The organism is Streptomyces lateritius, from assembly GCF_014649715.1.
Taxonomy (GTDB): domain Bacteria; phylum Actinomycetota; class Actinomycetes; order Streptomycetales; family Streptomycetaceae; genus Streptomyces; species Streptomyces lateritius.
In genome coordinates this window covers 387,233-400,966 of record NZ_BMTO01000008.1, presented here as the reverse complement: position 1 = coordinate 400,966, position 13,734 = coordinate 387,233, and the positions used below count along the sequence as shown (strand labels likewise).

At 72.3% G+C, this 13,734-nt stretch carries 13 protein-coding genes; 9 read left to right on the top strand and 4 right to left on the bottom strand.

Going from position 1 to position 13,734, the window contains the following annotated elements; translation table 11 throughout:
- The first annotated feature begins 188 nt into the window (after nucleotides 1-188).
- Nucleotides 189-734, top strand: a complete 546-nt coding sequence (locus IE136_RS19210) for a TetR/AcrR family transcriptional regulator (RefSeq protein ID WP_158989734.1) — start codon at nucleotides 189-191, stop codon at nucleotides 732-734.
- A 26-nt stretch (nucleotides 735-760) separates the two neighbouring features.
- Here IE136_RS19210 and IE136_RS19205 read toward each other — a convergent pair whose 3' ends face one another.
- Complete coding sequence (locus IE136_RS19205) at nucleotides 761-1,696, bottom strand: DeoR/GlpR family DNA-binding transcription regulator (protein ID WP_229818961.1); 936 nt, start codon at nucleotides 1,694-1,696, stop codon at nucleotides 761-763.
- Nucleotides 1,697-1,898: 202 nt separating this feature from the next.
- Complete coding sequence (locus IE136_RS19200; protein ID WP_158994625.1) at nucleotides 1,899-3,338, bottom strand: NAD(P)H-quinone dehydrogenase; 1,440 nt, start codon at nucleotides 3,336-3,338, stop codon at nucleotides 1,899-1,901.
- Between the two features lie 194 nt (nucleotides 3,339-3,532).
- On the opposite strand from IE136_RS19200, the gene IE136_RS19195 reads away from it, so the two are divergent.
- The 4 genes from IE136_RS19195 (at nucleotide 3,533) to IE136_RS19180 (ending at nucleotide 8,211) form a co-directional block, all read left to right on the top strand.
- Complete coding sequence (locus tag IE136_RS19195; protein ID WP_158989730.1) at nucleotides 3,533-3,970, top strand: gamma-glutamylcyclotransferase family protein; 438 nt, start codon at nucleotides 3,533-3,535, stop codon at nucleotides 3,968-3,970.
- 260 nt (nucleotides 3,971-4,230) lie between these two features.
- Nucleotides 4,231-5,034 carry a purine-nucleoside phosphorylase gene (locus tag IE136_RS19190; protein ID WP_158989729.1) on the top strand — a complete coding sequence of 268 codons (804 nt, stop codon included), beginning with the start codon at nucleotides 4,231-4,233 and terminating at the stop codon, nucleotides 5,032-5,034.
- 119 nt (nucleotides 5,035-5,153) lie between these two features.
- Nucleotides 5,154-6,803, top strand: a complete 1,650-nt coding sequence (locus tag IE136_RS19185) for a phospho-sugar mutase (RefSeq protein ID WP_158989728.1) — start codon at nucleotides 5,154-5,156, stop codon at nucleotides 6,801-6,803.
- A gap of 193 nt (nucleotides 6,804-6,996) precedes the next feature.
- Nucleotides 6,997-8,211, top strand: a complete 1,215-nt coding sequence (locus IE136_RS19180) for a putative hexosyltransferase (protein ID WP_189600924.1) — start codon at nucleotides 6,997-6,999, stop codon at nucleotides 8,209-8,211.
- 16 nt (nucleotides 8,212-8,227) lie between these two features.
- Here IE136_RS19180 and IE136_RS19175 read toward each other — a convergent pair whose 3' ends face one another.
- On the bottom strand, nucleotides 8,228-8,860 hold the full coding sequence (locus IE136_RS19175) for a PH domain-containing protein (protein ID WP_158989726.1): 633 nt from the start codon (nucleotides 8,858-8,860) through the stop codon (nucleotides 8,228-8,230).
- 291 nt (nucleotides 8,861-9,151) lie between these two features.
- On the opposite strand from IE136_RS19175, the gene deoC reads away from it, so the two are divergent.
- From deoC to IE136_RS19160, 3 genes are read left to right on the top strand one after another with little or no spacing between them, the layout of a single operon-like run.
- Nucleotides 9,152-10,111 (top strand): deoxyribose-phosphate aldolase, encoded by a 960-nt coding sequence (deoC, locus tag IE136_RS19170; protein WP_158989725.1) that lies wholly within the window; start codon nucleotides 9,152-9,154, stop codon nucleotides 10,109-10,111.
- 5 nt (nucleotides 10,112-10,116) lie between these two features.
- Complete coding sequence (locus IE136_RS19165; protein WP_158989724.1) at nucleotides 10,117-11,553, top strand: aldehyde dehydrogenase family protein; 1,437 nt, start codon at nucleotides 10,117-10,119, stop codon at nucleotides 11,551-11,553.
- Nucleotides 11,546-12,436, top strand: a complete 891-nt coding sequence (locus tag IE136_RS19160; RefSeq protein ID WP_158989723.1) for an aldehyde dehydrogenase family protein — start codon at nucleotides 11,546-11,548, stop codon at nucleotides 12,434-12,436. Before IE136_RS19165 ends, IE136_RS19160 begins: the two co-directional genes overlap by 8 nt.
- A gap of 78 nt (nucleotides 12,437-12,514) precedes the next feature.
- On the opposite strand, the gene IE136_RS19155 is transcribed toward IE136_RS19160, so the two are convergent.
- Complete coding sequence (locus tag IE136_RS19155) at nucleotides 12,515-12,910, bottom strand: hypothetical protein (RefSeq protein ID WP_158989722.1); 396 nt, start codon at nucleotides 12,908-12,910, stop codon at nucleotides 12,515-12,517.
- 120 nt (nucleotides 12,911-13,030) lie between these two features.
- Between IE136_RS19155 and IE136_RS19150 the strand changes: the two genes are divergently transcribed.
- Entirely contained in the window at nucleotides 13,031-13,660 is a 630-nt protein-coding gene (locus IE136_RS19150) for a uridine kinase family protein (protein WP_158989720.1), read from the top strand.
- Nucleotides 13,661-13,734 lie beyond the last annotated feature (74 nt).

The window sequence follows — 13,734 nt, the reverse complement described above, 5'->3', positions numbered from 1 at the left end:
ACAACCCCTCAACGCCCACCGCTCCGGCACCATCAAGGGCCTCACCGCCGAAATCGGCGCCTCCATCACCTCCGGCGCCCCCATCTGCGAGATCAAGGACTGATCAACGGTCCGCAGGTACGGTACGAAGGGCCCGCAGGCACACACCGCCTGCGGGCCCTTCGCCGACAGGAACGGGAGTGGGTCCCATGCGCGCCGACGCGCGCCGCAACCATGAGCGGCTGCTGAGCGAGGCACGTGCCGCGTTCGCCGAGCACGGCACGGACACCTCCCTGGAGGACGTCGCCCGTCGTGCGGGAGTCGGCATCGGGACGCTCTATCGGCACTTCCCGAGCCGGGACGCGCTGATGAGCGCGGTCTTCCAGGAGGCGCTGGCCGCCCTCCTCCAGCGCTCCCGTGACCTCGCGGTGGCCCCTGACCCGTGCCGGGCGCTCGTCGAGTGGCTGCGCGCACTGATCAGCCACGCGAGTGAGTACCGCGGCCTCGCGCACGCGCTCATGTCGGCCTCACTGGACGAGAGTTCTGCGATGGCCCGGTGCAGCGTTCCGTTGCGCGCGGCCGGCGAGATCCTGCTGTCCCGGGCCCAGGAAGCCGGAGTGGTCCGTACGGACGTGTCGATCCGGGACCTGATGCAGCTCACCAACGCGATCGCACTGGCCGCCGAACAGTCCCCGCAGGACGCGGACTTGGCGGACCGGCTGCTCTCCCTGACCCTGAAGGGCCTCAGAACGTGAGGTCGTCGGCCCTTCGCGGTTCCCCGTCAGCGTCGCCGCAAGTCGGCGACGCGCGCGGTCCGCTCCGGAGGGAGGACGTCACCGGCCAGAGAGGCCGGGCCTCCCCGGAACTGACCGGCGCCCGGATGCCTGGCCGCCCGCTGCCCCGGGAGCGGGACGTCACGGCGGGCCCTGCCGCCCGGGGGGACCGCGTCACCGCCCGCGCCCGTACCCACGCCCGTCCCGGCCACCGCGATCTGGACACCCTGGTCGGCCAGCGCCTGGAGCTCCGTCGCGGCCCGGTCGTCGTGCGCCGGGGGCTCGTCGGTGACCAGCCGGGTGATCACGTCCGTGGGCACCGTCTGGAACATGGTGTCCGTGCCGAGCTTGGTGTGGTCGGCCAGGACCACGACCTCCGCCGCCGCCTGCACCAGCGCCCGGTCCACGCTCGCCGAGAGCATGTTGGACGTGGACAGACCACGCTCGGCGGTGAGACCGCTGCCCGACAGGAAGGCGCGGGAGACCCGCAACCCCTGGAGGGACTGCTCGGCCCCGCTGCCCACCAGCGCGTAGTTCGAGCCGCGCAGCGTGCCGCCGGTCATGACGACCTCGACCCGGTTGGCGTGGGCGAGCGCCTGGGCGACGAGCAGGGAGTTGGTGACCACGGTGAGGCCGGGCACGCGGGCGAGCCGGCGGGCCAGCTCCTGCGTGGTGGTCCCGGCGCCGACGACGATGGCCTCGCCCTCTTCGACGAGGCCGGCGGCGACGTCGGCGATGGCGGTCTTCTCGGCGGTCGCGAGATGGGATTTCTGCGGAAAGCCGGACTCTCGCGTGAACCCGCCCGGCAGTACCGCACCGCCGTGCCGGCGGTCGAGGAGTCCTTCTGCCTCCAGTGCCCGCACGTCTCGCCGTACGGTCACTTCTGAGGTCTGGACGACGCGGGCGAGCTCACGGAGCGACACGGCCCCGTTGGCGCGCACCATTTCGAGGATCAACTGACGACGTTCTGCAGCGAACACGAAACTGACAGTAACCTGACCGGCCGACGCTTTTCAGCACTCTGACCCGAATTGCAGAAGATGCGCACGGACGGGGCCTCCAAGTGGTATGGGAGGCCCCGCCGTTGTTCGCTCTATGCCCCTGGTTGCCAGGGGTTGTCCGGATCTTCCCAGGCCGGAGGCCGGGTCAGCCCTCGCCCGCGGCCTTTCGGGTGTGCAACTGCCGTGCCACTTCGGCGATCGAGCCCGACAGGGAGGGGTACACGGTGAAAGCGTTTGCGATCTGTTCGACCGTCAGATTGTTGTCGACCGCGATCGAGATCGGGTGAATCAGCTCGCTCGCCTTCGGCGCGACGACACAGCCGCCGACCACGATCCCCGTGCCGGGGCGGCAGAAGATCTTGACGAAGCCGTCCCGGATGCCCTGCATCTTCGCGCGGGGGTTGCGCAGCAGGGGCAGCTTGACCACCCGGGCGTCGATCTTGCCCGCGTCCACGTCGGCCTGGGTGTAGCCGACGGTGGCGATCTCCGGGTCCGTGAAGACGTTCGAGGAGACCGTCTTCAGGTTCAGCGGGGCGACGGCGTCGCCGAGGAAGTGGTACATCGCGATCCGGCCCTGCATCGCCGCCACCGAGGCCAGCGCGAAGACGCCGGTGACGTCACCGGCCGCGTAGACGCCGGGGGCGGAGGTCCGGGAGACCCGGTCGGTCCAGATGTGGCCCGAGTCCTTCAGCCGGACCCCGGCCTCCTCCAGGCCCATGCCGGCGGAGTTCGGGATCGCGCCGACCGCCATCAGGCAGTGGGTGCCGGAGATGACCCGGCCGTCGGCCAGGGTGACCTCGACGCGGTCGCCGACGCGTTTGGCGGACTCGGCACGGGAGCGGGCCATGACGTTCATACCGCGGCGGCGGAAGACGTCCTCCAGGACGGCGGCGGCGTCCGGGTCCTCGCCGGGGAGCACGCGGTCGCGGCTCGACACGAGGGTCACCCGGGAGCCGAGGGCCTGGTAGGCGCCGGCGAACTCGGCGCCGGTGACACCGGAACCGACCACGATGAGCTCCTCGGGGAGCTCCTTGAGGTCGTAGACCTGGGTCCAGTTCAGGATCCGCTCGCCGTCCGGCTGGGCGTCGGGCAGCTCGCGCGGGTGGCCGCCGGTCGCGATCAGCACGGCGTCGGCGGTCAGCGACTCCTCGGATCCGTCGGCGGCGGTGACGATCACCTGGCGGGAACCGTCCACGGCCTGCCGGCCGGACAGCCGGCCGCGGCCGCGCAGGACACGCGCGCCGGCCCGGGTGACGGAGGCGGTGATGTCGTGGGACTGGGCGAGCGCGAGGCGCTTCACCCGTCGGTTGACCTTGCCGAGGTCGACGCCGACGACGCGGGCGGCCTGCTCCACGTGCGGGGTGTCGTCGGCCACGATGATGCCGAGCTCTTCGTACGAGGAGTCGAAGGTGGTCATCACCTCGGCCGTGGCGATCAGGGTCTTCGAGGGAACGCAGTCGGTCAGGACGGACGCGCCGCCGAGGCCGTCGCAGTCGACGACGGTCACCTCCGCGCCGAGTTGGGCGCCCACCAGGGCTGCCTCGTATCCGCCGGGTCCGCCGCCGATGATCACGATCCGGGTCACGTGGGTCACGCCTCGCGCTCTCGTTCTGCCGGGGGGTCCCCCGCTGGGCTGCAGTGCGTACGCCATTGTCCCGCACGCTTCAAGTGCGTACCCCATTGTCCCGTACGCACGGCGCGGACTCTCGTCGGGGCCTCCGTACGGTCCCGGTCACGTACTTCCGCGTCCACCCCGTCCCCTCCCGTACCCTCGGTCCCATGTCGCTCTACGCCGCGTACGCCGGCAACCTCGACGCGCGGCTCATGACCCGCCGCGCCCCGCACTCCCCGCTGCGCGGCACCGGCTGGCTCAACGGCTGGCGGCTCACCTTCGGCGGGGAGCAGATGGGCTGGGAGGGAGCGCTGGCCACGATCGTGGAGGCGCCGCGTTCCCAGGTCTTCGTCGCGCTGTACGACATCGCGCCGGCGGACGAGGACTCGATGGACCGCTGGGAGGGCGTCGGCCTGGACATCTACCGCCGTATGCGGGTGCGGGTCGACACCCTGGAGGGCGAGGAGCCGGTGTGGCTGTACGTCCTGAACGCGTACGAGGGCGGTCTGCCGTCGGCCCGCTATCTGGGCGAGATCGCGGACGCGGCCGAATCGGCCGGCGCCCCCCACGACTACGTGATGGAGCTGCGCAAGCGGCCCTGCTGACACCCCCCGGGCCCCGGCCCGGCCGCCGCACACAGGCGATGGCGCCCCGCGGGTGCCCGGCCCCGGTTCGGGGCGTCACCCGCTCGGGGGAAGCTCTCGCGGCGGCGCCGCTACGCCATTCGTCGGAAACGACAAGACAACGATCCCATGTCCGTCAGCATCGTCATCTACGCGCGTAGGAATTCTCGGGCTACGCTTCTGCGCGTAGGAAATCCGTCCGGGGCTCCCCTCGGACCCCCCTCCCCGAGGCGAGAGAGTCAGTGAACGCAACTGCCACCCCGTACGAGGCCGCCGAGGCCGCTGCCGCCCGTCTTCGCGAGCTGAGCGGAGTCGAGACCCATGACGTCGCCCTGGTCATGGGCTCCGGCTGGGCCCCGGCCGTCGACGCGCTCGGTGCTCCCGAGGCCGAGTTCCCGGTCACCGAGCTGCCCGGCTTCCCGGCCCCGGCCGTCGAGGGCCACGGCGGCAAGGTCCGCTCGTACAAGATCGGCGAGAAGCGCGCGCTCGTCTTCCTGGGCCGCACCCACTTCTACGAGGGCCGGGGCGTCGCCTCCGTCGCCCACGGCGTCCGCACCGCCGTCGCCGCCGGCTGCAAGACCGTCGTCCTGACCAACGGCTGCGGCGGCCTGCGCGAGGGCATGCGCCCCGGCCAGCCGGTCCTGATCAGCGACCACATCAACCTGACCGCCGCCTCCCCGATCGTCGGCGCGAACTTCGTGGACCTGACCGACCTGTACTCGCCGCGCCTGCGCGCGCTGTGCAAGGAGGTCGACGAGACCCTCGAAGAGGGCGTCTACGTGCAGTTCCCCGGCCCGCACTACGAGACCCCGGCCGAGATCAACATGGTCCGGGTCATGGGCGGCGACCTGGTGGGCATGTCCACCGTCCTGGAGGCCATCGCCGCCCGTGAGGCCGGCGCCGAGGTGCTCGGCATCTCCCTGGTCACCAACCTGGCGGCGGGCCTCTCGGGCGAGCCGCTGAACCACGAGGAGGTCCTCCAGGCGGGCCGCGACTCGGCCGCCCGCATGGGCGAGCTGCTCACCCGGGTGCTCGACCGGATCTGACGGGCGCCTTCGGGCGCCGCGCGGGTACGGGTACGTGTGAACCGAAGCGGCGCACGTACCCGTACCCGCGTGTCCGTCCGTACCCGACCTCGTACGACAGCAGCAGAGAGGCACACACCGTGACGCAGGACCTCATCGCCCGGGCCCGGACGTGGCTCGACGAGGACCCCGACAGTGAGACCCGCGAGGAGCTCGCCGCGCTCCTGGAGGCCGGTGACGAGCGCGAGCTCGCGGCCCGGTTCAGCGGCACGCTGCAGTTCGGTACGGCCGGGCTGCGCGGCGAGCTGGGCGCGGGGCCCATGCGGATGAACCGCTCGGTCGTCATCCGCGCGGCCGCCGGACTCGCCGCGTACCTCAAGGCCAAGGGGCAGACCGACGGCCTGGTCGTGATCGGCTACGACGCCCGCTACAAGTCGGCCGACTTCGCGCGCGACACCGCCGCCGTGATGACCGGCGCCGGACTGCGCGCCGCCCTGCTGCCCCGCCCGCTGCCGACGCCCGTCCTCGCGTTCGCCATAAGGCACCTGGGCGCCGTCGCCGGTGTCGAGGTGACCGCGAGCCACAACCCGCCGCGCGACAACGGCTACAAGGTCTACCTCGGGGACGGCTCGCAGATCGTGCCGCCGGCCGACGCCGAGATCGCCGCCGAGATCGACGCGGTGCGCTCGCTGCACGACGTGTCCCGCCCGTCGGGAGGCTGGGAGACCCTGGGCGACGAGGTCCTGGACGCCTACCTGGCCCGCACGGACGCCGTCCTGACCCCTGGCTCCGCGCGCACCGCGCGGACCGTCTACACGGCCATGCACGGCGTCGGCAAGGACGTCCTGACGGCCGCCTTCGCCCGCGCCGGCTTCCCGGCGCCCGCGCTCGTCGTCGAGCAGGCCGAGCCGGACCCGGCGTTCCCCACGGTCGCCTTCCCGAACCCGGAGGAGCCGGGCGCCATGGATCTCGCCTTCGAGGCGGCCCGTGTCGTGGAGCCCGACCTGGTGATCGCCAACGACCCGGACGCCGACCGCTGCGCGGTGGCCGTGCCCGACGGGACGGTCGTCGGGGGCTGGCGGATGCTGCGCGGTGACGAGGTGGGCGCGCTGCTCGCCGAGCACCTGGTCCACAAGGGAGCGCGGGGCGTCTTCGCCGAGTCGATCGTGTCCTCCTCGCTGCTCGGCCGGATCGCCGAGGCGGCCGGGGTCGGCTACGAGGAGACCCTGACCGGCTTCAAGTGGATCGCCCGCGTGGAGGGTCTGCGGTACGGATACGAGGAGGCGCTGGGCTACTGCGTCGACCCCGAGGGCGTCCGCGACAAGGACGGCATCACGGCCGCGCTCCTCGTCACCGAGCTGGCCTCGGAGCTGAAGGAGAAGGACCGTACGCTGACGGACCTCCTCGACGACCTGGCGGTCGCCCACGGGCTGCACGCCACGGACCAGCTGTCGGTGCGGGTCGAGGACCTGAGCGTCATCACGAACGCGATGAGCGCGCTGCGGGAGCGTCCGCCGGTCTCGCTGGCCGGGCTGACGGTCACCACCGCGGAGGACCTGACCAAGGGCACGGACGCGCTGCCCCCGACGGACGGCCTGCGCTACTACCTGGACGGCGAGCACAAGGCCCGGGTCATCGTGCGCCCGAGCGGCACCGAGCCCAAGCTCAAGTGCTACCTGGAGGTCGTGGTCCCGGTCGGCGACGCGAGCGAGCTGGCGGCGGCCCGCGCGAAGGGCGCCGAGATCCTCGCCGCGATCAAGCGCGACCTGTCGGCGGCCGCCGGCCTCTGACCGCCCGGTCCTTCGAGGCCTTCCGGCAGCGGGGCGTGAGGGGCCCGTACGGAATCGTTTCCGTACGGGCCCCTCACCGCTTTCCCGAACGGGTGAATTCCGTACGGCAACGGATGCAACGCGCGTCCCGCGATCAGGTGGTCCACGCCAGGGTGACCCCGGTATCCCGCCGCGCACCCCTGGAGCCGCCCCCGTGCCCCCGGTCCTGACCGCCCGACCGACCGTGCCCGCCTCGCGGCGGCCTCCGTCCCCACGCGGCGAGGGGCTTCCGAAGCGGGTGCGCGGCACGCTGCGGCACGCGGCCCCCGCTCTCCTCGGCTATCTGGCGGTACGGCTCCTGTCGCTCGCCGTCCTGATCCGCTGGACGCACCTCAAGGGCCACGGCGTCTGGCCGCTGCTCGCCACCGGCTGGGACTCCCGCTGGTACCTGGGCATCGCCGACGACGGGTACGGGTTCGAGCCGGAGCTCGATCCCGGGCCCGACTTCGGTCCCGGGGCGTCCGTCGGCCCCAGGAACCTGGCGTTCTTCCCGCTCTATCCGGCCCTCGTCAAGGCGGTCGCGGCCGTCACCCCCGGCTCGCGCGCCTCCGTCGGCCTGGTGCTGGCGGTGCTCTGCTCGCTGCTCGCCGCCTGGGGGATCTTCGCGGTCGGCGACCGGCTGTACGGGCGCCGGGTGGGGACGGTCCTCGCGGTGCTCTGGGGCTCGCTGCCCGTCGCCGCCGTCCAGTGGATGGGCTACACGGAATCGCTCTTCACCGCGCTCGCCGCCTGGGCGCTGTACGCGGCGATGGACCGGCGCTGGGCGTGGGCGGCCGGACTGGCCGTCGCGGCGGGACTGACCCGGCCGACCGGGATCGCGGTCGCGGCGGCGGTCACCGTCGCCGGGCTGCTCGCCGCCCGGCGCGGCAGCCGGCCGGCCCTGGCCGCGGCTCTCGTCGCGCCGCTGGGCTGGCTGGGTTACGTGGGGTGGGTGGGGCTGCACCTCGGCCGCTGGGACGGCTACTTCGCGGTCCAGAAGGCGTGGAGCAACGAGTGGGACGGCGGCTCGGTCACCCTGCGGAAGCTGCGCGTCCATCTGGTCTACGCCGAGGAACCGAAGCTGTTCCTGGTCATGGTCTCGCTGGTGCTGATCGTCTCGGCGGCGCTGTTCGCGCTCTGTCTCGCCGACCGTCAGCCGGTGCTCCTGCTGGTCTTCTCGGGGGTGTTGCTCCTGGTCGTCCTGGGCAGTGGCGGGGTCTACTTCCCGCGTGCCCGCTTCCTGATGCCGGGCTTCCCGCTGCTGCTGCCCCTGGCGCTCGCGATCTGCCGGGCCCGCCGCCACGCGGCCGCCCTGGTGCTCGTCGGGGCGGCCCTGTCCTCGGCCTGGCTGGGCGGCCACATGCTCCTGGTCTGGCACGGCCCGCCGTGAGCCGGGGCCTCTCCCCCTACCGGGTGGCGAGCAGGACGACGAGGAGCACCAGCCCCGCCACCGCCGGGGCGATGATCTCGTAGGCCCAGCGCACGCGCGGCTCGCCCTGGGCGCCCGGCCGGGAGGCCCCGCGCTCGGCGAGGTCGCGGAGGTCGGCCACCGTCCGGTCGGCCGGGGCGAGCCGGTCCTGGTCGCTCACGTCCACGTGGACGGAGGTGCGGCCGTGCGGGTCGTCCTGGGCGGCGCGCGTCTGGCGCCGGGCCGCCCGCTTGCGCTGGCGCAGGGAGACGGGGACGGCCCAGAGCTGGTACTTGGTCCCCTCACGGGTCAGGACCTCGCTGGAGTACCCGGCGCGGACGTCGGCGACCGCCGCCCAGGGCAGGGTGATGTCGCGGAACGGGTTGCGGATCTTGAGGCGGTCGTCGTTCGCGTACACCGCGGGCCGGATCGTGAACGCCACGACGAGCGGCACCACGAACAGCAGCGCCGCCAGGGCCACCCACGGGGTGCGGCCCTCGCCCCGGACCATCGCGTCGCCGCAGAACCAGACGGCGAGGGCGATCAGCAGGACGCCGCCCGCGATCCCGAAGGGCGAACGGAAGACGCGGTCGGCGTACGCCGGCTCGGCGGGCGGCTGGGGGCTCGTCATACCGCCGATTCTGCCTCAGCGCCCGGCGACCGGCTCAGGGGGCTCAGGGGGGCGGTGCGCACCACGACTCCTGTGAATCACGACAGGTGGGTGAGGAAGAGCCGCATGCCGCTGGCCTCTCGTTCGAGTAGGGCCGTCGAGTTCTGGCCGGCTGCGGAAAAACCTGATGATCTTGCATGCGGGAGCCGTCCGTTCCATGGTCACCGCTCTGTGACGGCGCTCACCTCTCGCCCTGAGGAACCGCGGGGCTGTACAGGTCGCTACGCGCGTAGATATGCTCGACTGGTGACCATGCCCACCACTGCATCCGCAGCATCCGCTTTCGCCGACGTGACCACGTCCGAGAGTGCGCTGCGCCGCTTCCTCCACGGGCTGCCCGGCGTCGACGCCGTGGGCCTGGAAGCACGCGCCGCGTCCCTCGGCACCCGCTCGATCAAGACCACGGCCAAGGCGTACGCCATCGACCTGGCCATCTCCATGATCGACCTGACGACGCTCGAAGGCGCGGACACCCCGGGCAAGGTCCGGGCACTCGCCGCCAAGGCCGTCCATCCCGATCCGACCGACCGCACGACCCCGACGACCGCCGCGGTCTGCGTCTACCCCGACATGGTGGCGACCGCCAAGGCCGCCCTCGCGGGCTCCGGCGTCAAGGTCGCCTCCGTCGCCACCGCCTTCCCGGCCGGGCGCGCGGCGCTCCCCGTGAAGCTCGCGGACACCCGTGACGCGATCGCCGCCGGCGCCGACGAGATCGACATGGTCATCGACCGTGGCGCCTTCCTCGCCGGCCGCTACCTGGAGGTCTTCGAGCAGATCTCCGCGGTCAAGGCGGAGTGCGGCGACCGGGCCCGCCTCAAGGTCATCTTCGAGACCGGCGAGCTGTCCACGTACGACAACATCCGCCGCGCCTCCTGGCTCGGCATGATGGCCGGCGCGGACTTCATCAAGACCTCGACCGGCAAGGTCGCGGTCAACGCCACCCCGGCCAACACGCTGCTGATGCTGGAGGCCGTGCGCGACTTCCGCGCCCAGACCGGCGTCCAGATCGGCGTGAAGCCCGCCGGCGGCATCCGCAACACCAAGGACGCCGTCAAGTTCCTGGTCCTGGTGAACGAGACCGTCGGCGAGGACTGGCTGGACAACCACTGGTTCCGCTTCGGCGCCTCCAGCCTGCTCAACGACCTGCTGATGCAGCGTCAGAAGCTGGCGACCGGCCGTTACTCCGGCCCCGATTACGTGACGGTGGACTGATCATCATGGCATCTGTATTCGAGTACGCTCCCGCGCCCGAGTCGCGGTCCGTCGTCGACATCGCCCCGTCGTACGGGCTGTTCATCGACGGCGAGTTCGTCGAGGCGGCCGACGGCAAGGTCTTCAAGACCGTCTCGCCCGCCACCGAGGAGGTCCTCTCCGAGGTCGCCCGGGCGGGCGCCGAGGACGTCGACCGCGCGGTGAAGGCGGCCCGGAAGGCGTTCGAGAAGTGGTCGGCGCTGCCCGGCTCCGAGCGCGCCAAGTACCTCTTCCGGATCGCCCGGATCATCCAGGAGCGCAGTCGCGAGCTGGCGGTCCTGGAGACCCTGGACAACGGAAAGCCGATCAAGGAGACCCGCGACGCGGACCTCCCGCTGGTCGCCGCGCACTTCTTCTACTACGCGGGCTGGGCCGACAAGCTCGACCACGCCGGCTACGGCGCGAACCCACGGCCGCTGGGCGTCGCCGGTCAGGTCATCCCGTGGAACTTCCCGCTGCTGATGCTGGCGTGGAAGATCGCCCCGGCGCTCGCGACCGGCAACACGGTCGTCCTCAAGCCCGCCGAGACGACCCCGCTCTCCGCCCTGTTCTTCGCGGACATCTGCCGCCAGGCCGGGCTGCCCCGCGGTGTGGTCAACATCCTCCCCGGCTACGGGGACGCCGGCGCCGCGCTCGTCGAGCACCCCGACGTCAACAAGGTGGCCTTCACCGGCTCCACCGCCGTCGGCAAGTCCATCGCCCGCTCGGTCGCCGGCACGGACAAGAAGCTCACCCTCGAACTGGGCGGCAAGGGCGCGAACATCGTCTTCGACGACGCCCCCATCGACCAGGCTGTCGAGGGCATCGTCACGGGCATCTTCTTCAACCAGGGCCAGGTCTGCTGCGCGGGCTCGCGCCTGCTGGTCCAGGAGTCGATCCAGGACGAGCTGCTCGACTCCCTCAAGCGGCGCCTGTCGACACTGCGGCTCGGTGACCCGCTGGACAAGAACACCGACATCGGCGCCATCAACTCGGCCGAGCAGCTGTCGCGTATCACCACGCTGGTCGAGAAGGGCGAGGCGGAGGGTGCCGAGCGCTGGTCCCCGGCCTGCGAGCTGCCGTCCGCCGGCTACTGGTTCGCCCCGACGCTCTTCACGAACGTCACCCAGGCGCACACCATCGCCCGCGACGAGATCTTCGGCCCGGTCCTGTCCGTGCTGACCTTCCGTACGCCCGACGAGGCGGTCGCCAAGGCCAACAACAGCCAGTACGGCCTGTCGGCGGGCATCTGGACGGAGAAGGGCTCGCGAATCCTCGCCGTGGCCAACAAGCTCCGGGCCGGGGTCGTCTGGGCCAACACGTTCAACAAGTTCGACCCGACCTCGCCCTTCGGCGGCTACAAGGAGTCGGGCTTCGGCCGCGAGGGCGGCCGCCACGGCCTGGAGGCGTACCTCGATGTCTGATCAGAACCGTCTGAGCGTCTTCAAGACCTACAAGCTGTACGTCGGGGGCAAGTTCCCCCGCAGCGAGAGCGGCCGGGTGTACGAAGTGCAGGACCACAAGGGCAAGTGGCTGGCGAACGCGCCGCTCTCCTCCCGCAAGGACGCCCGTGACGCGGTCGTCGCCGCGCGCAAGGCGTTCGGCGGCTGGTCGGGCGCCACGGCGTACAACCGGGGCCAGATCCTGTACCGCGTCGCGGAGATGCTGGAGGGCCGCAAGAGCCAGTTCGTGCGCGAGGTGGCGCACGCGGAGGGCCTGTCCAAGGCGAAGGCGGCCGAGGTCGTCGAGGCGGCCGTCGACCGCTGGGTCTGGTACGCGGGCTGGACCGACAAGATCGGCCAGGTCGTGGGCGGGGCGAACCCGGTCGCGGGCCCGTTCTTCAATCTCTCCACCCCGGAACCGACGGGTGTGGTCACGGTCGTGGCGCCGCAGGAGTCGTCGTTCCTCGGCCTCGTGTCGGTGATCGCCCCGGTGATCGCGACCGGCAACACGGCCGTGGTGATCGCGAGCGAGAAGGCGCCCCTGCCGGCGCTCTCCCTCGGCGAGGTGCTCGCCACCTCCGACCTGCCGGGAGGTGTGGTCAACATCCTCTCCGGCAAGGCGGCCGAGATGGGCCCGCACCTGGCGGCCCACCAGGACGTCAACGCGATCGACCTGACGGGCGCGGACGCCGATCTCGCGCGCGAGCTGGAGATCGCGGCGGCGGACAACCTCAAGCGGGTCCTGCGCCGCCGCACCGAGGACTTCACGGGCTCCCCGGGCACGGACCGCATGACCGCGTTCCTGGAGACGAAGACGGTCTGGCACCCGACGGGTTCGCTCGGCGCGTCCGGCTCGGCGTACTAGCCAAGCCTGGCCAAGGGCCTCCGGGCGCACGCCCGGGGGCCCTTCGTCGTGCGCTCGACGGCGGTCTCGGCGGCGCCGCTACGTCGGCAGCAGCCCCGCCGCCTCGCCGGCCACCGGCGGGTCCTCCACCGCGCCGCCGTTGGTGACGGGGCCCGTCACCCGCTTCGCGCCCACCGGCTCGAGGTCGGCGGCCCGGGTGTCGAGTCCGTTGTCCAGCGGGGCGACCCCGGTGCCGGCGAGCGGGTCCGACCGGAGGGTGGTCAGCGGGTCCACGGCGTGCGTGGTGGCGCCGAGGACCGCGGCCGCGTCGCTGCCGGCGAGCGTGGTGACCGGCGCGGGCAGCGGCGGCGGCGCCGCCTGGGCCGCGGCGCCCATGCCGAACACCGCCGCTCCGGCCGCCGTCACGGTCAGCCCTGCCTTCGACAGGGCGCCGCGGCGGAAGTTCCCGGAGCCTGTGTGACGGTGACGCGCCATGAGAAATCCTTCGACGTTGGGTGATCGCAGGGCCACCGAGCGTAGTTGAGCTGTGACGCTCGATACCACCGCCTCCCTCGGGGGTCCCCTTCCCGGGGGAATGGTTCACACTGGTGTCCCGTGAGTTCCCAATCGATCCCGACCCGTGTCGTCCTGCTCGCGGGCCCCTCAGGCTCCGGCAAGTCGTCTCTCGCCGCCGTCGCCGGCCTCCCGGTGCTGCGCCTCGACGACTTCTACAAGGAGGGTGACGACCCGACGCTCCCGCTGGTGGCGGGCAGCGCCGACATCGACTGGGACTCCCCGGCCTCCTGGGACGCGGACGTCGCCGTCGCGGCGATCGTGGAGCTGTGCCGTACGGGCCGGACCGACATCCCCGTGTACGACCTGGCCACCAGCGCGCGCGTGGGCCACGAGGTCCTGGACATCGGGCGGACACCGCTGTTCGTGGCGGAGGGCATCTTCGCCGCCGAGATCGTGGAGCGCTGCCAGGAGCTGGACGTGCTCGCCGACGCGCTGTGTCTGCGCGGCCGCCCCTCGACGACGTTCCGCCGCCGGCTCCTGCGGGATTTGAGGGAGGGGCGCAAGTCGGTCCCCTTCCTGCTGCGCCGCGGCTGGCGCCTGATGCGCGCCGAACGTTCCATCGTGGCCCGCCAGGCGTCCCTGGGCGCCCACCCCTGCGCCAAGGACGAGGCCCTGGGCCGGCTGGCCGCAGCCGCGGCCGGCCGCCACCGCGCCCCCGTCGCACGCTGAGGCCGCCGCCGCTGTCGGCGGCGGCACAACAGGAAACGCGGGTCGTACAAGCCCCCCGGCTTGTCCGACCCGCG